The 20,638-nt window shown below is 53.2% G+C and carries 18 protein-coding genes and 1 pseudogene; 5 read left to right on the top strand and 14 right to left on the bottom strand.

From position 1 onward, the window contains the following. A complete protein-coding gene (gene mhpB / locus GKKCFE_RS19220; RefSeq protein WP_445576964.1) occupies positions 1-945 on the bottom strand; it encodes a 3-carboxyethylcatechol 2,3-dioxygenase in 945 nt (314 codons plus the stop codon). A gap of 325 nt (positions 946-1,270) precedes the next feature. Here mhpB and GKKCFE_RS19215 point away from each other — a divergent pair, with 325 nt between their 5' ends. After that, entirely contained in the window at positions 1,271-1,936 is a 666-nt protein-coding gene (locus GKKCFE_RS19215) for a GntR family transcriptional regulator (protein WP_445576963.1), read from the top strand. On the opposite strand, the gene GKKCFE_RS19210 is transcribed toward GKKCFE_RS19215, so the two are convergent. From GKKCFE_RS19210 to GKKCFE_RS19195, 4 genes are all read right to left on the bottom strand, one after another. Next, the gene (locus GKKCFE_RS19210; RefSeq protein WP_445576962.1) at positions 1,931-2,848 is read right to left on the bottom strand and encodes a SphA family protein; all 918 of its coding nucleotides are present in this window, start codon (positions 2,846-2,848) and stop codon (positions 1,931-1,933) included. The two genes, GKKCFE_RS19215 and GKKCFE_RS19210, sit on opposite strands and share 6 nt — an antisense overlap. Before the next feature lie 22 nt (positions 2,849-2,870). Next, complete coding sequence (locus tag GKKCFE_RS19205; protein ID WP_445576961.1) at positions 2,871-3,410, bottom strand: cupin domain-containing protein; 540 nt, start codon at positions 3,408-3,410, stop codon at positions 2,871-2,873. A 45-nt stretch (positions 3,411-3,455) separates the two neighbouring features. Next, positions 3,456-4,571, bottom strand: coding sequence for an alcohol dehydrogenase catalytic domain-containing protein (locus GKKCFE_RS19200; RefSeq protein WP_423519589.1), 1,116 nt, complete (start codon positions 4,569-4,571; stop codon positions 3,456-3,458). A 1,059-nt stretch (positions 4,572-5,630) separates the two neighbouring features. Continuing rightward, entirely contained in the window at positions 5,631-6,644 is a 1,014-nt protein-coding gene (locus tag GKKCFE_RS19195; RefSeq protein WP_445576960.1) for a hypothetical protein, read from the bottom strand. 937 nt (positions 6,645-7,581) lie between these two features. Here GKKCFE_RS19195 and GKKCFE_RS19190 point away from each other — a divergent pair. From GKKCFE_RS19190 to tnpC, 4 genes and pseudogenes are all read left to right on the top strand, one after another. Continuing rightward, on the top strand, positions 7,582-9,435 hold the full coding sequence (locus GKKCFE_RS19190; RefSeq protein ID WP_445576959.1) for an NACHT domain-containing protein: 1,854 nt from the start codon (positions 7,582-7,584) through the stop codon (positions 9,433-9,435). A gap of 278 nt (positions 9,436-9,713) precedes the next feature. Beyond that, entirely contained in the window at positions 9,714-10,046 is a 333-nt protein-coding gene (gene tnpA, locus GKKCFE_RS19185; protein WP_445576958.1) for an IS66-like element accessory protein TnpA, read from the top strand. Next, complete coding sequence (tnpB, locus tag GKKCFE_RS19180) at positions 10,043-10,378, top strand: IS66 family insertion sequence element accessory protein TnpB (RefSeq protein ID WP_445576957.1); 336 nt, start codon at positions 10,043-10,045, stop codon at positions 10,376-10,378. Before tnpA ends, tnpB begins: the two co-directional genes overlap by 4 nt. Positions 10,379-10,439: 61 nt before the next feature. Next, positions 10,440-11,981, top strand: a pseudogene (gene tnpC, locus GKKCFE_RS19175) (IS66 family transposase). A gap of 32 nt (positions 11,982-12,013) precedes the next feature. On the opposite strand, the gene GKKCFE_RS19170 reads toward tnpC, so the two are convergent. The 9 genes from GKKCFE_RS19170 to GKKCFE_RS19130 form a co-directional block, all read right to left on the bottom strand. After that, the gene (locus tag GKKCFE_RS19170) at positions 12,014-12,547 is read right to left on the bottom strand and encodes an NUDIX hydrolase (protein ID WP_445576956.1); all 534 of its coding nucleotides are present in this window, start codon (positions 12,545-12,547) and stop codon (positions 12,014-12,016) included. A gap of 92 nt (positions 12,548-12,639) precedes the next feature. Next, positions 12,640-13,491 (bottom strand): universal stress protein, encoded by an 852-nt coding sequence (locus GKKCFE_RS19165; protein WP_445576955.1) that lies wholly within the window; start codon positions 13,489-13,491, stop codon positions 12,640-12,642. An 11-nt stretch (positions 13,492-13,502) separates the two neighbouring features. Continuing rightward, positions 13,503-14,990, bottom strand: a complete 1,488-nt coding sequence (locus tag GKKCFE_RS19160) for a SulP family inorganic anion transporter (protein ID WP_445576954.1) — start codon at positions 14,988-14,990, stop codon at positions 13,503-13,505. Between the two features lie 530 nt (positions 14,991-15,520). After that, positions 15,521-16,282 carry a hypothetical protein gene (locus tag GKKCFE_RS19155; RefSeq protein WP_445576953.1) on the bottom strand — a complete coding sequence of 254 codons (762 nt, stop codon included), beginning with the start codon at positions 16,280-16,282 and terminating at the stop codon, positions 15,521-15,523. A gap of 728 nt (positions 16,283-17,010) precedes the next feature. Then, complete coding sequence (locus tag GKKCFE_RS19150) at positions 17,011-17,556, bottom strand: ImmA/IrrE family metallo-endopeptidase (RefSeq protein ID WP_445576952.1); 546 nt, start codon at positions 17,554-17,556, stop codon at positions 17,011-17,013. 4 nt (positions 17,557-17,560) lie between these two features. Beyond that, the gene (locus tag GKKCFE_RS19145) at positions 17,561-17,935 is read right to left on the bottom strand and encodes a helix-turn-helix domain-containing protein (protein ID WP_342624495.1); all 375 of its coding nucleotides are present in this window, start codon (positions 17,933-17,935) and stop codon (positions 17,561-17,563) included. Positions 17,936-18,216: 281 nt separating this feature from the next. Continuing rightward, positions 18,217-19,467 (bottom strand): ribonucleotide-diphosphate reductase subunit beta, encoded by a 1,251-nt coding sequence (locus GKKCFE_RS19140; protein WP_417695946.1) that lies wholly within the window; start codon positions 19,465-19,467, stop codon positions 18,217-18,219. 489 nt (positions 19,468-19,956) lie between these two features. Continuing rightward, positions 19,957-20,172 carry a hypothetical protein gene (locus tag GKKCFE_RS19135; RefSeq protein WP_047228793.1) on the bottom strand — a complete coding sequence of 72 codons (216 nt, stop codon included), beginning with the start codon at positions 20,170-20,172 and terminating at the stop codon, positions 19,957-19,959. A 29-nt stretch (positions 20,173-20,201) separates the two neighbouring features. Further along, positions 20,202-20,465: a DUF2790 domain-containing protein gene (locus tag GKKCFE_RS19130; protein ID WP_047228792.1), complete on the bottom strand. Its 264-nt coding sequence runs from the start codon at positions 20,463-20,465 to the stop codon at positions 20,202-20,204. Positions 20,466-20,638 lie beyond the last annotated feature (173 nt).

Genomic DNA, 20,638 nt, shown 5'->3' with positions numbered 1-20,638 from the left:
TTAGCGCTGAGAGTGCGCACTGATAGAGCCGAAGCCTGCGATCCACTCTGGGATCTCTCGGTAGTAGCGATCTGTCGCGGTGTATGCGCCGTGGGCAGCGAGCGCTGAGAACGCAGCGACCCAGGCCTTGACCTCATGCGTGGATTTGCCGGCCAGTTCGGAAAGATGTGCGTTGGGGAGCTGATCCAGATCGCTCAACAGGTCCTGCTCAACAACGTCGAGGAAGTATTGATCCCACTCGGGGTTCAGCGGATGGAGGGTGTTCTGATCTTCGACAAATCGCTCAGCTGCGATGACCACGCGTTGGGTGCGAGCGGTGCGCTCGTCTTCTGGCAGGTTGCGGCCACTGCCCATGAGCCGATCAGCCATCCTGGCATCGACTTTGGCTAACTCCGGAACTGGCGGTTGGTGTGAAAGGCCCCCCGATCCCAGGAACAGCACCCGCTTGTTCAGGGTGCGCGTGAATCGACCGACCACATCACCCATCAATCTGACCCGCTCGAAGGTAGGCAGAGGCGGGGCCACACAGTTCACGAAGATCGGCAAGACCGGATACTTGTCCAGGCCGCCGAGAAGGAATTCGAGCGGTTGAGCGAAGCCGTGGTCGACCTGCATGCGATACGAAACAGGCATGTCGATACCATTGCTCAGCAGAGATTCAGCACAAGCTTCAGCGATGGATTTGGGGACAGACAGAGTGCCGGCGAGCGAACCGAAATCGCCGATGGCTTCTGCCGCCATGCCCAGGCAGAAAGGGGGCATGACATCGTAGAAGAAGCCGTTGTAATGGTCTGGAGCGAAAAGCACCACGAGTTCAGGATCGAAAGCGGCGATGCGTGCACGGGCGGCGCGGATCACCTCGTCTACTTCATCGAGCACGTTCTTAGGCGGATCGAAATGCCCAATGAGGGGCGTGTGCGATAGGCAATGCAGGTAAGCGTTCATAGATACGAAACCTTTACGTCGTGCCCCAGTGCAGGCCGCCTCGCACTGGGACGGCATGAGCGCTTTCCTCGATGCCTTACGGCAGAGGGGCGGCGCCATGCAGGTAGATTTGTTTTTGTCTGCCTGATAATCATGCACGCTAGAATGCTAGCATGCAAGCTTGGAGATGCCCGCTCATCGTCGAATGGATTCAAGCCTGGGGAATGGGTCGCGACGGATGACGAAGCGATAGGTGCCAAAATCTGGTTTACTATCCGAAATGCTAGTATGCAAGCCAGTTAGCGAAATGTTGAACCGCGCACTCAGTCCTAGGAAAATCACACCGATGCAAGTGGCAAACAAGAAGACCGCTATCTATCAGCACATTTTGGAACGTCTACTGAATCGTAGATATGCGTTCGGTGAAAAAATCCTGGTAAAGGAAATCAGCGAGGAAACGGGTGTCAGTCGTCAGCCAATCATGACCGCACTGAACAGCCTGCAGGAAAGGGGCTTTGTCGTGATCACTGCCCAGGTTGGATGTGAGGTTGTGCACCCTACACGTTTGGAAGTTGATGACTTCTACCAAATGTTTGCGAACAACGAAGCGCTTATCGCAGGGCTTGCTGCTGAGCGTGGCTCCCTTGGTGATGTACTGCGTATGTCCGAGATCAACGACAAAATTAGAAGCATCAATCCAGCTCACAGCGATGCTGCCGACAGTTATCGGAATTTGAACGTAGAATTCCACCGCGTGCTGCACTCAATGGCGAAATCGCCAATACTCTCGTCACGCCAAGTAGCAAATTTTGAGCTATCCGACTTTTTCATCGTGCAGACCTGCGGCTTCCAAGTGCATTTGGGGGCTGCTACTGATGAGCATGATGAGATTCTTGCAGCGCTGAAAACCAGGAACAAAAAGGCTGCAGCCAACGCGGCTGCGAGCCATATTCACAGTGTGGCGAAGGACGTCGTATCTAAAATGCCTGAGGATGAGAAGCTAGCCTCATAGCGGGAACGCGAACTCAAGCCATACCGAGTCGCCTTTGGGACCGTTCCTGACCGCGGTCTCACGCATCCACTTGAGCACGACCCCTGACTTCTGATCAAACGCATAGAAGATTTGGGGGCCAACGGCGAATTTACTCAGCCGGTTCCCATCATCGAGGTCACCATGGTCGTAGCGATCATCGGTGACCTGCTTGGTGTAATATCCCACCAAACCCAGCTGAACCTTGGGATTGGACTGCAGCCTGTAGCCGAGCAGGTAGTCGACGTTGAACACGTTGCCCGAGCGATAGTCGGTGTCGTCGTTCTTCGCATTGATGGTGAAGGTCGGTGCAATCGAGACCTCCCAGTTAGGGTGGGGGAACCAGGTTAGGTCAAATTCCTGGGTATAGCTCGCATAGCCTGGCGGGCTATTCGCTAACTTATTACCGTCATAGTTTCCCAATGGGACAAAGGCACTGAATCCCGTTAGCAAGTGCAAGTTTTCGGAAGGCGAATAGCCGACATACAGAGGAGTAAGGTACAGCTGCCTGAAGCCGGAGTCTGTATCACTGTTTCCGAATGCCTCAACCTTGATCTTGTTCGCTGACCCGATGATTCCGCTACTGAGAGTAACGCCGCTATCGAATTTCACGTCCCACGTGTGCACCACTCGAATAGCTTGAACAAAATTCTCCAAGCTGAACCCTGGGACAGAGGATTTGCCACTGTTGTCTTTAAAGCTATCCGCCTTGTAGTAGGCGGTATAACTGTACAAAGAGGTTTCACCTGGTGGGGGTAGGATTGCCGGAAGAACGGTCTGTACGCCTAGCGGCCAAACGGTATCTCCACTTTCAGTACCGTAACATAGCGAAGAAACGAGCAAAGAGCATCCGAACGCGCTAGCAACGCCGGCGCGTGTTACATAACTTTTCATTGTTATTATCCTATGTAATTTTTTACCGAGGGACGTGGGCGCCAATCAGGACGAATGTAACCAACGCAGGTTCGGTCCCGGGGTTTCGCCAAGCATGTATATTGCCTTGCTGCACCACGATGTCTCCGCTCGCGAGCTCCCTGATCTGGCCGTCGTCCAGTTCGAGAATGAGAGGGCCTTTGACCACAATGCCGTAGTCGACTGTCGGAGATGCGTGCATGCCTGGTCGCTCAGGGTCGAAGCATTCATACAGTCCAAGCAGGTGGCGTTGCTGCTCAGTATGGGCTTCCTCGGGATTGAAGTCCGAGGTCTGGAAGATTGAGTCAGGCGGGAAGCTCACCGCCAGACACTTGGTTTCTCCAGGCTGAGGCAGCAGTGAAGAGCTGGCTTGAACTGGATCGTCAAATACTTCAGGAAGGGACGGAGATGCCACCGTTTGCCATATTAAAGAAGTAGCGAATCCTGGAATATTTTTGTACTCATGGGTCTGAGGCGCGAAACCGTCGGCTAGGAATACAGCTTTACCATTCTGCGTGCCTGCAACTACTCGTCTCACTTTCATGTTGGATCTCCGACTGAGCGCCGCCCGATCGAGCGGCGCTGCGTTTCAGGTCAGGCTGGGATTGATTACAACGTTGGTGAAACCGCCTTTGCGGTCTGCTATCGCATCCATCGCCTCGTTCACCTGTTCGATGGCGAATACTTCCTGGTCGAATACCGACAGGTCCAAGGTGCCGGCGGCAGCCATCTCGGCCATGTCCTGACCTTCTGCCACGGTGAACCAGAGGGAGCCGATCACGCTGATCTGGAAGCACATGAGTTTGAACATCGGCACCGGCAAATCCTCAGACATCCCACCGATATCCACCATGCGGCCGCCACGGCGAAGCGCACCAATCGCCTCAACAGTCAGTTCATGCGGGGCCCCTGGACCAACCGCATCAATGAAGACGTCAACACCGAGCTCATCGGTATGCTTATGTACCCAATCACCCAGTGGCTCATCGCCGACGGAAATCGTGAAAATACGATCTGGGGCGAGAGCGCGAACTCGCTCCAAGAGTTGGCGGTTACGAGCCATCGCGAAGATTTTTGTAGCCCCCATGGCCAAGGCAAGTAGGACGGCCCCGAGTCCTAGCGTTCCGGTGGCGCCACTGATCAGCACAGACTGACCAGAACACACGCCTGCTTTTCGAAGGGCCGAATAGGCGGTGCCGAGATAGCCAAACCGGCATCCTTGCTCGAAGGATATCGCTTCAGGGAGCTTGACCAAGCCCGATGCCGGCGCGGTCATGTATTGGCACAATCCGCCGTAGGGGTAGTCTTCGAAGATTTCTTGGGAGCCTGGGCCAAACCCAAAGTAGCCCTGGAAGGTGAACGCGGTGCAGTTGATATGCTGACCGCGCAAACAGGCATGACAGGAGCCGCAGCTACGGCCGGGGTTCACGTACACGCGGTCTCCGACTTTGATGCCGTGCACACCTTCACCCACCTCTTTAACGATGCCTGCAGCGTCCAAACCGTAGACCGCCGGCAGCTTCGGAAGCGGGAGGTAGGGGAACCAGGTGGAGTAGCTCTCGATGACATTGCGAAGGTTAGGCACCAAGTTGCAAGCCTTCACCTCAATAACTACGTCATGTGCACGTGGTTTCGGGACCTCGATCGAGTCGAGCTGGAAGGTCGGACCAACCTTATGCAGACGGGCAGCTTTCATCATGCTCATTTCTATTTTCCTTATTTTCATTGGGCCAGAGGCCGTGGGCACAAAACAGGCAGACACCTCTAGCTCAAGAAAGCGAAAGGACTTAACTGCTTGGGAAAACGATTCGGATAAGACCTGCCATGATGGCGGCCTTTGGAGGATCGCTTCACGTGGAGGAATGACGTGAAGGTTGAGGGGGCTTTGCACGCAATGCTGACCATGATGGGCACCGCTTGTTTGTAGTTATGAACACATCATGCATTACTGGAATGCTAGCATGCAAGGTTTCTTTCGATGGACGGAGCCAGTCTCGGCTGCTCCTGTTCGGCGCGGGTATTCATGGTCTCGATGGCCAGCGAACTGCGTCGATGCGTATCACTGGAATAGTGCAGCCCTTTGGTCGCAGGTCGCCCATTTTCTGGCAGGGCTTCCTCACCCTATGGCTTCAATGGGTACAGCGCCATCAGTGGGTGCATGGCTGATAGTCTCAGAGGCACAGATTCTGATAACGCTGCCGCTCTCTGCGCCCAGTACAGCTGCTTCCATTTGCGAATGAAGCTCCCGGCAGAACCCCAATCTCGGGTTGCTGAAAGCTTCGGCAGGGAAATCATTAATATCACAGGACATCGACGAGCCGAGCTTGCTCAGTGTTGACTCTGTTTTCAGCTGGATCCGCTTGGCACAGCATCTACCTCTGAGGCACTGATCAAAGAAATCTCAAAAGGCTTGGAGCGGTCCGTCGGGATTACCGCGAGCGTCTATGTGAAGGAACGAGCGCCTGACCATGACCGTAAAACGTTAATGGGCGGGTAACGCTCTCAACACATGTCGCAGAGCATGAGGATTTGGTTGTAATGCCGCCTGCTGCTGCCTAGAACATGATCAGCAGGCTTATGGGCCCCTTTTTCCTGACGCCGGGGACATTCGGGTCGCACGGAGTGCAGTTGAGTCGACCATCCAGGTATATCTGGAAAAACAAAGTGCGTCTCATCAAAATGGAGTTGGTTTGTTTCGCCCCGAACTTAACGAAAATCCACGATCCGCTAGCAGCGCTTTGAAATTTTCGGTATCTACGCCGGGTCAGGCTTGAAAGTCGCGGGCGAGCATTGTCGAGGCGATTGATGGTTCAATTGCTTGATCCCCCGAAAATTTACGAGCAGCGTCGTATCCCTCCTTGCGGAAGCGAGCCAACATTCCATCATAATCTGTGAGCGACTGGGTATTGAAACGCAGACGGAGAGCGGTCCCTTGATACGATGTGACGCGATCCTGCTTTCCTGTCGCATCGAGCAGGATTCCGGCTTCATTACTAGCAATGAAAAAGCTCCCACCCGCCCGGCAGATTCGACTGGTCATGTACAAGCCGAAACCTGAGTTTTGCCATGCGTCATTGGGACGTTTTTTCACACCCCGAAACATCTTACCCGATACCCCTGGCAGTAATGCCAGATGCAGCGCGTCGCGATCACAGCTGATGTTTAGGTACGGATTGTGCCGCAAGCCATGGCGCACCCCGTTTCCAACGTCCAAGATCGCTACCTCCACCATATGACGACTTGGCCAGTACTGACCGCAGTACTCGATAAGATCCGACCCGGAGTGTTCAACGACATTACGCATGATTTCTCGGATAGAAAACGTGAGTGTGTCCACCAAGTTTCCTTCGCGCTGCCTAATGAGCAACTGAGCAATACGAGAAGCTTTTTCCTCCAAGATATCCCCTGGATTCAGCGCCCTTCTGGCGGCCTCTTCCTCAATGTCTGCCACGTTGAGAAGGGTTAGCGGAATATAGGTACTGCTACCGCTTGCCTGCCCAGGGGCGTTCCCATGATTAAGCCCGAAGGCCTTGAAGAAACCCATATGGGAAGGGTAGGTATGGTGCTGGAAGTTCAGAGCTGTGAAAGGAGTTCCTCCTTTGCTCTTGCGGAAACGTTTCATTTCATTAGCTACGTAAGCCATCGTGAACGGCTCAACCCTACCCATCCGATGAAAATCCAATTCGTACTTGGCGGCCTCTGGGGCTTCCCACAATCTGTTGCAGAAATTTATCGCCTCTGTGAGGGACATGTTCTGAGGCAGGGTGAAACAGGCCATGCATGCTCCTAGTGGTCTGTGGGGCAGGGTAATCATGTCTTGCATAGCAAGGTTGACGGTCAGCACGCACAGTAGAGCATTGCCAGTAACGAGCCGCGCCCTAGGCGGTCGGACAAATTTCACCGCTGATGCGGAGCCCAGTGTAGTGCAACAAACCCAACAGCAGTAGCTAGGCATGCTTGCTTGACATACATGAGCCCTGTGATGGTGCAGCGGTCCGAAAGGACTGAAAAAAATTTTAGGGTAGGTGAAAATCCACGTAATTTGCTTTCCTAGAGCGGCTTCTAGGGATCGTTCCCTGACTTGACATACTCGCCAGTATAATATTCGATGTGCACCTAGCGAAGGATTCATCGTACTGTGCCATGGTTCATCAATCGCTCTGACCGCTTAAGCAAACTGTTGCTAGCCTTCTTTGGCGAGGATACTGCCCCGCCTGTCGTGGCGCGTCCGGCTATTCGCGGCGGCGCTAACTTACGGCCCAGGAGCACCTAAACTGTTATCTTGAGAGAGCAGAAGTTGTGCGAAGATCCTATGCGCGGAACCGCCTGCGTACCTAATTAAATCGCTATAGTATTTTAACCTAACGGCACTCAATGACGTTCAGGATCTTTACGCTTTCAAGACCTATAGCAGCCTCCGGAAGTCGTAGGTCGTATGACCATTGGAGAGCTTGATTTCCGAAGAAATAATTCGCGTAGAGCCTGGTCGTTATATGTCTATCAGCAAGCCATCGCTGTGCTGAAACCATAGGGTAATAATTTACTGAAGTGTTTTTTTATTATTGGTCGGCGCTATTTTTTTTGGGTGTATGGCGCTGTCAATATTTGATGGTGTGTTCCAGGTGTGCAATGGCTTGATGTTTCGGTTTTTTTTCGCTAAATTGACATCATTGAGTGTGCTTCAGTGGCTTCGTTAGAATGGAGAGTAATTTGTTATGGAACCAATGGCTGCAGGTATTTCTGTGGTAAATGCCACCGGAGCTCCAAAAAAAATAGCTGAAAGTAAAATTGTATCCGATGTATTCGATTCGTTGGTTTTGAAATATAAGCTTTCGTCATTTTCGGACTTTAAAGATGGTTTTCTAAAGTCTTGTTCTGGGAATTTGCTAATCAAGACTATTGCATCGCCAGATAGTTATGTGCATGTGGATGAGATTTATGTTCCTTTAGAGCTTTCAGGGCATTCAAGGATTGAGGTTGAAAACGGGACGACTCTAGATAATTCAAGTCGAGCGTCATTGATTGTTGGTCTTGCTGGTCAGGGGAAATCGACAATTTTACGAAAGCTGCTCTCCAATAATATTTCCAAAATCAGTCGGTTGCCTTTTTTTTACGAGTTGAAGCATTATGCAGGTGGCGAGATTGAGGTCGCTATCTCGAATTATCTGTCTGCTCAGGGGATTGAGTTCAGCCCAGGTGGCTTGAAGAAAATCTTGAATGATAGCAATGTTCGGCTTTTTCTCGATGCCTTTGATGAGTGTCCCTCGGATCATAAAGCTTCTTTGTTTCAGGAGATTGACAAGCTTGTAAGGAAATATAATTGCAATATCATTTGTACAACCCGTCCGGACACTGAGCTTGATGCCTTGGTTGGGGTTGATATATATCGAGTGGAGTTTTTAAAGCCAAGGCAGATTCAATCGATTATTCACAAAACATGCAGTGATCCAACCAAGGCGGAAGAGTTGTGTGGTGCGCTAGAGAGAAGCCACTTCCATAAAGAAAGTGACAGTGTTTTGAGATCGCCGATTCTGGTGGTTCTTTTCTGTGTTAGCTATAATTTGGGGATATCGATACCTGAGTCGTTGTCTCAATTTTACAAGAATATCTTTGACACGGTTTTTTTGAAGCATGACAATTTAAAAGGTAGTGTTTCTCGGGTGCGTCACTGGAATGACGATAGAAGCATTTATCGCAATGTTTTTGATTATTTCTGCTTTATATCGCAGCGAAAATCATTGGCTAGTTTCAGCTTCTCTGAGTTGGCAGGTTTGATTGCAGAGTCGTTGGGTTACTTCAGCAAGGAGTCCACGGTTGCTGATGTCATTGCCTCCGAGTTGATCGAAATTACTAACTTGTTGATTAGGGATGGCTATGATGAATATAAATTCATTCATAAGTCGATACAGGAGTTTTATTGCGCATCCTTCTTGGCAGCTGGTTTAGATACGGAAAAGAAGCACGGCTTTTATCGTAAGTGTGCTGAGGAAATAGGGTTTTATAATATTTTCTCGAATACTCTGCTGTTTATGAAGGAAATTGACTCGTTTGATTATCTCGCATTCTTCGTGGCTCCAGCGGTAAGCAAGATGCTTGGGCTAGATATGCAGTTAATAAATGACGACTATATTGTTGGCCGGAGCCTTAAAGAAGAATACATGGCTAGCGTAATGTACGTCGTGCGATACGAGGAGGGCTTTGATCGGCGCGGTGGAGCAACCGTAATTGCGGAAGTGTTTTCAGCTAAGATTAGTCCTAATGTTAGGAATACGTTTACGTACAAGCTTTTCTCAACGGCATGTGACTTCATTCAGATGAAGCATCTGTCGGAGGGTTTGATTAAGATCATTGCTTCCCAGAGTAAAAGTCTTGGTGAAGGCCTCTACGAGATAGATCTTAAATCGATACTGCCTTTTATTGAGGTGGCTGAAGCCGATATCGAGCATGGCTTAATGCTGTCGTTGGGGGTTTTGTATCGGAGAGAATACAATTCAGCCATTGATTATATTGCAAACAGAAGTGCTCAGGTCTCAAAGCAGGGATATCTGGATTTTGATCTCGAGCAATAAATTTTTAACGCTATGGTCATACCATATGAGACTTTTTGAGCGCATTTGCTATTTGAGGTAACTGCCGTCTACCGACTTATAGTCTTCGGAAATCGGCTACGTCTGCCACTAATGCTTTCACCAAATAGTTTGAATGCGTGGTGAAAGCATTGGGTGCATGCCTCGCAGCATCTTAGTAACCGTCCGGCCAACTCACCTTCCTGACCCCGACGCCAAAGGCGATGGTGTCCACCTAATTTAAGTGGACACCATTTCTAGCCTTTTAAGCGGGTCTTTCCATGCAGTCACAACGCCGTTCCTATTCAAAATCCTTCAAGGCCCAAGTTGTCAAAGAGTGCGATCAGCCCGGCGCATCGATTGCCAGCGTCGCGCAGAAGCACAGCCTTAACGCGAACCTCGTCCATAAATGGATTAGGGTACTCACGAACAAAACCATGGCGCTGCAACCTGCTTTCATTCCAGTGCCCTTGCCGCTAGCCGGAGGACATTCGCAGGCAGCTTCATCGAGGATCAGCATTGAAATCCAGCACCCGCGTGGCACCGTCAAAGTGTACTGGCCGACCGAAAGCGCTGTCGCCTGTGCCACCTTTCTGCGAGACCTGTTGGTATGATTCGGATCGATGCCATCTGGCTTGCCACCGAGCCTATGGACATGCGTGCCGGCACTGAGACCGCGTTGGCCCGGGTGATCGCAGTGTTCGGTGTGGCGAAGCCGCACTACGCATACCTCTTCGCTAATCGCCGTGCCAACCGAATGAAAGTCTTGGTGCATGACGGTGTGGGCATTTGGCTGGCAGCGCGACGATTGAACCAAGGCAAGTTTCATTGGCCCGGCATCCGTCACGGATCGGAAGTCGAACTCGATAACGAGCAACTTCAAGCCTTGGTACTGGGTTTGCCGTGGCAGCGGGTCGGCGCAGGCAGCGCGATCACAGTGCTTTAGCCCCTGCCATTAGCCCATCGGTTTATCGCTGTTGACGACCTGCTCTGACACAATCAGCGGCATGACTTCCTCGCCCAATCTCGACCAGATGACACCGGAACAGCTGCGCGGCTTGGCCGAACAGGCTATGCAGTTGTTGTCCCAGGTCGACTCCATGAGCCAGAAAATCCAACGCCTCGAAACGGTCAACGAGCAACTGGCTCATTAAATCGCCATCCTCAAGCGACACAAGTTCGCCAAGCGCAGCGAGCAACTGAGCCCCGACCAAGGCAGTCTGCTCGATGATCTGCTCGATACAGATATCGCAGCTATCGAAGCCGAGTTGAAGGCAGCCAATCCGCCGGCCGCACCGGCCGAGCCACGTAATAAGCCCAAGCGTGCACCACTGCCGCCGCAGTTTCCGCGAACCGTAATCCGTCACGAACCAGAGAATACTCAGTGCGCGTGCGGCTGCCAGCTTCAGCGAATCGGCGAAGACGTCAGCGAGAAGCTCGATTACACTCCGGGCGTGTTCACCGTTGAGCAGCATGTGCGTGGAAAATGGACGTGCCGTCAGTGTGAAACACTGATCCAGGCGCCTGTACCGGCCCAAGTGATCGACAAGGGCATCCCGACCGCAGGCCTGTTGGCCCACGTGATGGTGGCGAAGTTCGCCGACCATTTACCGCTGTACCGGCAGGAGAAGATTTTTGGCCGGGCCGGACTGGCAATTGCTCGCTCGACACTGGCGCAATGGGTCGGACAGACCGGTGTGCAACTCCAGCCTCTGGTCGATGCGCTGCGTGAGCATGTGTTGGCCCAGGGCGTGATCCACGCCGATGAGACCCCGGTTCAGATGCTCGCACCAGGCGAAAAGAAAACCCACCGTGCTTACGTGTGGGCCTATAGCACCACGCCTTTCTCGGCCCTAAAGGCCGTAGTCTACGACTTCAGCCCCAGCCGTGCCGGCGAACATGCGCGTAATTTCTTGGGCACCTGGAACGGTAAGCTGGTCTGCGATGACTTCGCCGGCTACAAGGCCAGCTTCGAGCTGGGCATCACCGAAATCGGCTGCATGGCCCACGCACGCCGCAAATTCTTCGACCTGCATGCAGCCAATAAAAGCCAGTTGGCGGAGCAGGCGCTTCACTCGATTGGCGGGTTGTATGAAGTCGAGCGACACGCCAAGGAAATGAGCGACGAAGACCGCTGGCGATTACGTCAGGAAACAGCGGTGCCCATCGCTGAAAAACTGCATGAGTGGATGTTGGCCCAACGCGAACTTGTGCCCCAGGGTTCGGCCACGGCCACGGCCAGGGCCCTGGATTACAGCCTTAAACGCTGGGTAGCGCTGACGCGCTACCTGGAAGATGGTGCTGTGCCCATCGACAATAACCAGATAGAGAATTTGATCCGGCCGTGGGCGCTTGGGCGCTCGAACTGGTTATTTGCCGGGTCGCTGTGCAGTGGAAAAAGGGCGGCGGCAATCATGAGCCTGATCCAGTCGGCGCGTATGAATGGGCACGATCCGTATGCCTATCTCAAGGATGTACTGATGCGGCTTCCGACACAGCGGGCGAGCGAAATCACGCAATTACTCCCGCAGCATTGGATGCTTGCCTGATACAGGCTAAGTGGACTTCTCCAATAGTCAGCTCAAAGGCTGATTGGCATCAACAATTCGGAAGCGACTTTTCTCAGCATGTAGGTTTCGCGCAGAATTGATTGCCCCATCGAAGACTCGTGACGCTGCATCACGGCTTCATTGTGCGTTATGGCTTCATGCAGGTTGATCCAGACAGGCCGCATACCATTAGCGATTTCGTGGCTTTCCATTCTCACGGGCGCTAGCTGGGGCGCGACTTCGCATTGATAAAAATGCGAGGTCATGTGCATCAGATCGTACTGTGGCTTACAGTAGGGTCGGTACTCCTCGATGTAACCGTAGTGCTGGAGCACCTGTATTTGACGAGCACCAGTCTCTTCCTCCAGCTCACGCTTCAGGCCTGCGACAATGTCCTCGTCACCATCAAGACCGCCTCCAGGAAAGCTGAAGTCGTTATAGCGCTCGGTGAACAGCAACAGGATCTGTTCATCCCGCATCACGATGCCGCGTGCTGCATGTCTACGGAATACTCTGCCCTGCTTGGATTTCAGCTCGGGGTGAACAATTTCAGTTATGAGTTGCATGTGGTCTCGTTACGGCAAGATCAGTTAGTCATCGTCCAGGGTGGCCACGGTATTTCCGCAGTCATGGAAATACTGTGGCCAGTGGAACTGGCTCAGCGAAGCAGCAATACGGGTACAGTGGATGTACGCAGCATCGTCGTGGTCGTGCTGCCTATCAGAAACTGCCTGATGCGTGAGTGCCCGTACGCCCCCATGACCAAGAGGTCAATGCCGTGCTCTGCCTGATACGCATGCAGTACCGACTCTACTTCGCCTGGGCGGATCTCGGCATGCACCAGCGAGCCAAAAGAGGCAAGTGTGGCTCGTGCTTTCTCCAGCTCGTTCTGATTTTCTTCAGAGTCCGTACCAACCATGACGATATGAATTGGCAGGCCTTCGCACAGCGGGCTTGAAGCAAGCATCTGTAGGGTCTTGTGGCCTGTAGCGCTGCCGTCAAATGCCACCATGACCGTTTCAGGTTTCCTGAAATGGCTGGTTGTAATCAGGATGGGGCGGTGGATAGTTCGGACTACCGCTTCAATCTGGCTGCCAAGACTTTGGGCACTGCGCGTGCTGTCCTCACCGACTCTTCCAATCACCAGTAATCGAATATCGTCTTGGAGATCGCTCAGGCTCTCGACGAGATGGCCATGGCGCTGCTTCAGATCAGGTGACATGGCGCCAGAGAGGACTGTTCGCTCGCGAGCTTTTTCAAGCATGTGCTGCCCATGCTCCAAGGCCAGTTTTGCACGCTGCGCATCCAGCGTGGCCAACTCTTCCAGTAGATGTTCTCTGCTACCGAGACCGATATTGCCGCTGAGGTCAGCGGATGCAGGATATTTCTCCTTATCCAGCACATGAAGCAAGGTCAGGGGAGCGCTGAGTCGTTGCAAGGCCCATGCTGCGTAATCGCAGACCGCCAATGAGGATTGTGAGTTATCAATGCATGCCATTACGTGGGTCATTGTCGTTCTCCTTAGTGGCTCATGAGCTTGTCGATGGCACCGGGCTTGTCATGCACGCCGAAGCGGTCAACGATTGTTGCGCTGGCGTCATTAAGACCGAGCACTTCAACCTCAGCGCCTTCGCGTCGGAACTTGATCACGACCTTATCCAGCGCTGCGACAGCGGTAATATCCCAGAAATGCGCCTGCGTGAGATCGATGGTGACCTTGTTGAGCGCTTCCTTGAAGTCAAAAACTTCAGTGAACTTGTCCGCAGAGCTAAAGAACACCTGGCCCACGACGTGGTAAGTCCGATGCGATTTCGTCTCTTCCAGAGTGCTCTTGATATCCAGGTAGTGCCCGACCTTATTGGCAAAGAACAGCGAAGCCAGCAGCACACCTACCAGTACGCCGTAGGCCAGGTTGTGAGTGGCCACGACGACCACGACGGTCGCCACCATGACGAGGTTGGTCGACAGCGGATGCTCTTTCAGATTACGCAAAGAATCCCAGCTAAAGGTGCCGATGGACACCATGATCATCACAGCCACGAGTGCCGCCATAGGGATTTTGGAGAGCCATTCGCCAAGAAATACCACCATCAGCAGCAGGAAAACGCCGGCACACAATGTCGAGAGACGGGTGCGGCCACCAGATTTCACGTTGATGATCGACTGGCCGATCATGGCGCAACCTGCCATGCCGCCAAGCATGCCGGCAGCGATGTTGGCCACACCCTGGCCTTTGCACTCGCGGTTTTTGTTGCTGGTGGTATCGGTCAGGTCGTCGACGATGGTCGCGGTCATCATTGATTCGAGTAGACCCACTACTGCCAACGCAGCCGAGTACGGGAAAATGATGCGCAGGGTTTCAAAGTTCAGCGGCACTTCGGGCCAAAGGAAAATCGGCAACGTATCCGGCAGTTGGCCCATGTCACCGACGGTGCGAATATCCAAACCGAGGTAAATGGCGACGGCAGTCAGCGTCAGGATGCACACCAACGGTGACGGAATCAGCTTGCCGATCTTCGGTACGTATGGGAACAGGTAGATGATCCCGAGGCCCGCTGCTGTCATGGCGTAGACGTGCCAAGTGACATTCGTAAGTTCCGGCAATTGCGCCATGAAAATCAGGATCGCCAATGCGTTTACGAAACCGGTGACTACCGAGCGTGAAACAAAGCGCATCAACGAGCCAAGCTTCAGGTAGCCGGCAAGGATTTGAAGGACGCCGCATAGTAGAGTCGCGGCCAGCAGGTACTGGAGTCCATGCTCTTTTACCAGCGTAACCATCAGCAGTGCCATGGCGCCTGTCGCCGCCGAGATCATTCCTGGGCGCCCGCCGACAAAGGCGATGACAGCACAGATACAGAAGGAGGCGTAGAGACCGACTTTGGGATCTACCCCGGCGATGATGGAAAAGGCGATGGCTTCCGGGATTAGCGCGAGTGCGACCACCAGCCCCGCGAGCACGTCCGCACGGACGTTGGAAAACCACGTTTGTCTAAGTTTATGCAGCATAGAAATATCCAAGGCAAAGCATCGCGCACGCCAAGGAAAGGCGAGCGAATCGATACAAGTTCAAATTTTGAGGATTTTTTTGCTGTGTGCTTAAGGTGTAAACCAGGCGTACAGCAATGCGCACCCGCGAGCGAGGCTAGCGGAAGCAGGTTGTTGCGAGGGGGCGTAGCGCTAAGGCGGCGTAGGCTGCCAGTAGATCGTTTGGAGTACAGTCATGCTGATGTTCCTGTAGCTCAAGGGGTATGCGAAGCAGAAGTATACAATGAAGCCATCGTCGATTGCGACCCGCTGGCAGGCTCTGCATGAGCTACGTCAGATACAGGCTTATTTCAATGGGTATACCTGCGGGCAAGGCTTTGCTTTCCACTGGTTCTAGTCTGAGCTGGTCTGTGTGCTTAGAGGTGAGTTGGCCAGACGGTTACGCATCTTAGATGCTCTCCCAGGCCACATTCGAGACCAATTGGTTCTCGAAATCTCATATAGAGCCTGGGTGTTACCTAGGTAGGCCTTCCATATTGACTAAAAACGGCTTAGTAAGTAATCGGGGGTTGCTGCTCCTCGTAGCGTTTCATATCCTGAAGCGCTGCAAAAAGCTTACCTTTCTCATGTTCTGTCCAGCGATGGCCAGATTTCCCTATAGGGGCTGATAAGCGAGCGTCGCCGACATCCATAGCTGGAGAGGTGCCAATCAGCTCGCGGAAAGCTGTTTTCTCTTTGGTCGTGATATCCATAACGATTCCTCTCTCCATGAAAGCCTGCGTTGCTTCTCGCAGCGATGCTGAGATCTGCGACAGATTGTGCTGCCGTGTGCTCAGATCTATGAATTTCGTTTCGCCACCAGTGGCAGGGTCATGTTTACCAGCCGTTGCGACGGCCGTCTTGCAGCACCCGTTCTCAGCGTAACAGCTCATGGCGAACGAAGCGCCGCTACCTGCGAATGTCGCAGATTCACCGTGAGCAAGAAAATCTTCGGTCTCATACAAAATCTCGCATGAGGATGTCCTGATCAGACTAATGAGCACTGGTTCAGGTTCAAGATAACCTTCGATCTCACGTTCCACCGCTGGAAGATGCTCGAAATCTAGCGCTGGTTGAGTGAACCACTGCTTCCACTTTTCCACCAAAAGCCCGTCTCCGGCAAATACCATAGCGTGATTACCACGTATTGCCAGCTTGTCAAAGCCTGTGTCGTCCACGTAGGCGAGCAAATTTGGGGATCCGGGGAGGGCAAAGGACCAGCGTGAATCGCTGGCTAGCATTTTTTGCATGCGGCAAATTACATTCGTAGTCATCCCTGCCCACTTTGATTGCGTTCCAATGCGGGCATTATGATGAAAACGGGAGCGCAGTCAATTGGCCAGCATTGGGCTGCCGGCAATTGCTGGAAGCGAGGGAGGGGCGGAGGGCGCCATTTGGCGCCCATCCTAGCATTTAGCGTCTGCGTCGACGTCGGCAATGGGGGCGCACAACCTCGGTGCGTCCGCGGCGATGGCGGACGTACTGACGGACATGGACAGGCCGATTGATAGGGCAGGTTTTCATGAAAGCTTACCTTTGAAGAGCCTCCCTTCTAGTACGGTCGCCAATCGGTGTGCTAAGGTTGAAAACAGATTCCTTAAGAAACACCTGTTGTGCTGCGCTGCATCGAAGGTTTCACAGCGCTGGCGGCTAGAGATTAGGCTGCAACCTAACCTCATAGCTCGACCTTTATTAGTCCGCTCGTTTCTAGTCTACGAGCCGGTTGTGGTCATTTAGCCACGGACCAGGAAGGCCCAGGCTTCGTAACCGTACTCGTGTGCGTCGAGAACCCGATCAGAGTTTTTGACTCGACGGTAGCGAGTGAACACCCATTTGAACCCTGGGGGTGCTGGCTTACGTTCCATTCATAATTCACCTCCTTCCTGAAGGAAATTTTTCTTGCATTATGGGGTCAGTCAACTAGAATACCGCCCGCAAACGACGCGCAAGTGAGGGCCCCTTCAGGGATGCCCGCATCTACCATGATTCAGTGGCGACTGGGTCATGGGAGTTTTCTCATCAATCCCTTTTGGGAATAGATGCTGTTTTGGGTTTCCGCCGCTTTAACGGATACGCCGAAGAGCTGAGCTATTTCATTGATTGACGAACACTTTTTCACCTCCTCAAGTGGCATGAGAAGCGTACCGGCAAAGCTATCTGCCTGCCATTCGCTGCACCTGTATTTCGGTAGCCCTTGGCTACTTCGGTGAAATGTCAGATTCACCGAACCATGAAGTAGGAGGTGTCCTAGTTCGTGGGCGGCTGTGAACCTGTCTCTCCCGTGTCCGTCCACTGCGCGATCATAAACATCCTCTCGAAGCCAAATCTGTTTTTGGCTTGGGATCGTTAGGCCGTGGTTTGCCCCCATCTCCGCCTTCGTACCTTGAATGAATTCGAAGCCAGGCATCACCTCTGGTAGTACCCATTCAAGTATTTGAATAATCGGAAAGGACCCGTCCGGCGTTTTAAAGTAATCCCTAATCCCGCTGGACGAGCTCATGATGTTCATCAGGCTCAGGGGCGGCACCTCGTAAGATGGTCCGCTCATGCTCTTAACCTCGTGGTTTCTTGGCTGCCTTCAGAAGCGATAGGATTTTTTCCATGTCGTCTCCCTCCAGTTCGTTAAATTGACGTGCGAAAGCGAGTGCTGCCTGTTGCTTGAGTGGCGAGGCGCCTATGGTGCTTATCGAGACCTCACCTTTCGTGATCTGTGCGGCGTCGTACAATTCTTGGTATTCATCTGAATGGGTTGGATAGCCGAGGTATTCAGCTACTTTTGCAACGACGTCATCCGTGACCGCCTTTCTGCCGGTTTCAATGGCAGACAGGTAAGCCGAGCTAACGTCCAGGCCAGCGGCCATGTCCTTCAAAAGCATCCCGCGATCGATGCGGATCTTTCTAAGCAGCTTACCGAACTGTGTGAACATTTTCTTTTCTCCCGTAAACCTCTTATCAACCAGTTGCAGAGCGAGATTAACCTTCTCTGGTTAACTCGTCAACTGCAAGGTTAACCACGTCATGGCATTCACAGGATTTTACGTTGGGGCCTTGGCTAGGGGTTTGCGGTGAGCGAAAATTTCTGCAGATTGGGTGCACGGGCCCGGATAGGCTTGCCGTGCACTCAATCTGTATTGCTCGAACGGTGAAGCTTCAGTTCAGTGTTGGTGAAAAAATTTCAGGCGGTGGTGAAAACCTACGTTCTTTCGAATCAATCCCAGCTCAAAGCCCCACCCGTCTGATACTCAATCACCCGAGTCTCAAAGAAGTTCTTCTCTTTCTTCAAGTCCATGATCTCGCTCATCCAAGGGAACGGGTTCGTCGTCCCTGGATACTCTTCCTTCAGACCAATCTGCGACAGGCGACGGTTAGCGATGAACTTGAGGTAGTCCTCCATCATCGCCGCGTTCATGCCCAGCACGCCGCGAGGCATGGTGTCGCGCGCGTATTCGATCTCCAACTGAGTCCCTTGCAGGATCATCTGGGTCGCTTCTTCCTTCATCTCGGCATCCCACAAGTGCGGGTTTTCGATTTTGATCTGGTTGATCACGTCGATGCCGAAGTTCAGGTGCATGGATTCGTCGCGCAGGATGTATTGGAACTGCTCGGCGACGCCGGTCATTTTGTTGCGGCGGCCCATGGAGAGGATCTGGGTGAAGCCGCAGTAGAAGAAGATGCCTTCCAGAACGCAGTAGTAGGCGATCAGGTTGCGCAGCAACTCTTTATCGGTGTCCGGGGTGCCGGTTTCGAACTTCGGATCGGAGATCGAACGGGTGTATTTCAGGCCCCAGGCGGCTTTTTTCGCGACCGATGGGATCTCGTGGTACATGTTGAAGATTTCGCCTTCATCCATGGCCAGCGATTCGATGCAGTACTGGTAGGCGTGGGTATGAATCGCCTCTTCAAACGCCTGGCGCAGGATGTACTGGCGGCATTCGGGGTTGGTGATCAGGCGGTATACGGCCAGGACCAGGTTGTTGGCCACCAGGGAGTCGGCGGTGGAGAAGAAGCCCAGGTTGCGCATCACGATGCGGCGTTCGTCGTCGGTCAGGCCTTCCGGGGTTTTCCAGAGGGCGATGTCGGCGGTCATGTTGACTTCTTGCGGCATCCAGTGGTTTGCGCAGCCGTCCAGGTATTTCTGCCAGGCCCAGTCGTATTTGAATGGCACGAGCTGGTTGAGGTCGGCGCGGCAGTTGATCATGCGTTTTTCATCGACGGCGACACGGGCGGAGGCGCCTTCGAGTTCGGCGAGGCCTTCGGCGACGTCGAGTTTGTCGAGGGCGGCCTTGGCGCGAATGATCGCGGCCGAGTCGCTGGCCGTCACGGCCCGGGCTTCGAGGGCGGCGGCACCGCCGGCGCTGTCGAGGCGGTCCATGTTGGCTTCAGAAGCGTGGCCGGCGTTGGCGCCTTTTACAGCGACTTCGCCGTCGTCTTCTTTGTCGAATTCGTCCCAGCTCAGCATGACGTGTTGTCTCCTGCGTGAGGGCCAGATGCCCGATGAAGGCCTACTGGCCGCGGTGGATCTTGGAAAATCGTTTGTTGCAGCAGCTGACGCAGGCAATAAACAGAAAAATGTACGGGTCGTTCTGAAGCGGCTGTGTACGCGAGGAGGCGCCAGGCCTCTGCGTGGGCTTCAGGCTGGCTTGACTCCCTGTAAGGGAATATTGCAGGCCCGTTTAAGGCGGCATTATAAGGACTTTTTTGCCTACGTGCTGCGGCGAAATAGCCCACGGAGGAGGTCGCGGGCGGTATATCCGCGTGGGAGCAAGGGTTTACAAGGCTTTGGCCGCTGAAGATTTTTTTTGCATGGGTCGGGTGACGGTATTTTTTGATCAAAAAACGAGCGTTTTTTGAGGTTTTGCACTACATGTTGTGTTTGCAAGGGCTTTTTGATGGTTACAGACACAACCAAGCCCGATCAAAATCGGGCTATGGAAAATGCCATTTATGATCAACCGATATGTGCCGAACCGGTGTGGTCATAGCCATCTTCAGCGACAGTAGCGGAGCCGGTGCGGTCGTAGCCATCCTCGGCAACGGTGGCCGAACCGGTTCGGTCGTAACCGTCTTCAGCGACAGCGGAGCCGGTGCGGTCATAACCGTCGGCGGCAAAGGTCTGGGCGGCCAGGACGGACAGGGTCAAGGCGAGGATCAGTTTGGTTTTCATGGAGGTTGCTCCTGGTTCGTTTAAGTTGATCAGCCGTTGGAGCAGCCGGTGCCCATGACGCTGTAGCGCAGGATGTGGCGCTGGCCTTTGGAGTCGTCGTATTCCATCTTGGCCGGGACCACTTCGCAGACGTTCGGGATGTCGCTCATGGAGATGACTTTGGCGATGTCCAGGTGGGTGGAGTAGGTGTACTCCTCAATGGCTGGTTTTTGCTGTGCAACGTCGGTCGGGGCCTCATCTGCCATCGCGGTGACGCTAAGGCCAGCGAGGACCAGAACCCATAAAGCTTTCATCTGTTTCACCTTTTTTGAGGTCGAGTGGGGTCACGCAACCTTTTTGGGGCTGCGTGTGGAACAGGTTTTGGGAGTTGGATTAACGGCCTTCGTGGGGGCTGTGTTGCGTTAATCGTGTTTGCCGGTTGGCGAGGTGGATTTTAGGGGGTGGGGTTAATCGCAAAAAGACCGGG

The organism is Pseudomonas sp. E141 (assembly GCF_052659885.1).
Note: the sequence above shows the minus strand (reverse complement) of the source record. Positions and strands in the feature narration are given on the sequence as shown.

Coding starts and splice junctions, on each gene's coding strand:
- GKKCFE_RS19150 (WP_445576952.1), bottom strand. CDS start 17,556: ATGAGCGGACCATCTTACGAGGTGCCGCCCCTGAGCCTGATGAACATC.
- GKKCFE_RS19170 (WP_445576956.1), bottom strand. CDS start 12,547: ATGCAACTCATAACTGAAATTGTTCACCCCGAGCTGAAATCCAAGCAG.
- GKKCFE_RS19215 (WP_445576963.1), top strand. CDS start 1,271: ATGCAAGTGGCAAACAAGAAGACCGCTATCTATCAGCACATTTTGGAA.
- GKKCFE_RS19210 (WP_445576962.1), bottom strand. CDS start 2,848: ATGAAAAGTTATGTAACACGCGCCGGCGTTGCTAGCGCGTTCGGATGC.
- GKKCFE_RS19195 (WP_445576960.1), bottom strand. CDS start 6,644: ATGGCCTGTTTCACCCTGCCTCAGAACATGTCCCTCACAGAGGCGATA.
- GKKCFE_RS19130 (WP_047228792.1), bottom strand. CDS start 20,465: ATGAAAGCTTTATGGGTTCTGGTCCTCGCTGGCCTTAGCGTCACCGCG.
- GKKCFE_RS19140 (WP_417695946.1), bottom strand. CDS start 19,467: ATGCTGAGCTGGGACGAATTCGACAAAGAAGACGACGGCGAAGTCGCT.
- tnpB (WP_445576957.1), top strand. CDS start 10,043: ATGATTCGGATCGATGCCATCTGGCTTGCCACCGAGCCTATGGACATG.
- GKKCFE_RS19145 (WP_342624495.1), bottom strand. CDS start 17,935: ATGTTCACACAGTTCGGTAAGCTGCTTAGAAAGATCCGCATCGATCGC.
- GKKCFE_RS19205 (WP_445576961.1), bottom strand. CDS start 3,410: ATGAAAGTGAGACGAGTAGTTGCAGGCACGCAGAATGGTAAAGCTGTA.
- GKKCFE_RS19165 (WP_445576955.1), bottom strand. CDS start 13,491: ATGACCCACGTAATGGCATGCATTGATAACTCACAATCCTCATTGGCG.
- GKKCFE_RS19135 (WP_047228793.1), bottom strand. CDS start 20,172: ATGAAAACCAAACTGATCCTCGCCTTGACCCTGTCCGTCCTGGCCGCC.
- GKKCFE_RS19190 (WP_445576959.1), top strand. CDS start 7,582: ATGGAACCAATGGCTGCAGGTATTTCTGTGGTAAATGCCACCGGAGCT.
- GKKCFE_RS19160 (WP_445576954.1), bottom strand. CDS start 14,990: ATGCTGCATAAACTTAGACAAACGTGGTTTTCCAACGTCCGTGCGGAC.
- GKKCFE_RS19200 (WP_423519589.1), bottom strand. CDS start 4,571: ATGAGCATGATGAAAGCTGCCCGTCTGCATAAGGTTGGTCCGACCTTC.
- GKKCFE_RS19155 (WP_445576953.1), bottom strand. CDS start 16,282: ATGACTACGAATGTAATTTGCCGCATGCAAAAAATGCTAGCCAGCGAT.
- mhpB (WP_445576964.1), bottom strand. CDS start 945: ATGAACGCTTACCTGCATTGCCTATCGCACACGCCCCTCATTGGGCAT.
- tnpA (WP_445576958.1), top strand. CDS start 9,714: ATGCAGTCACAACGCCGTTCCTATTCAAAATCCTTCAAGGCCCAAGTT.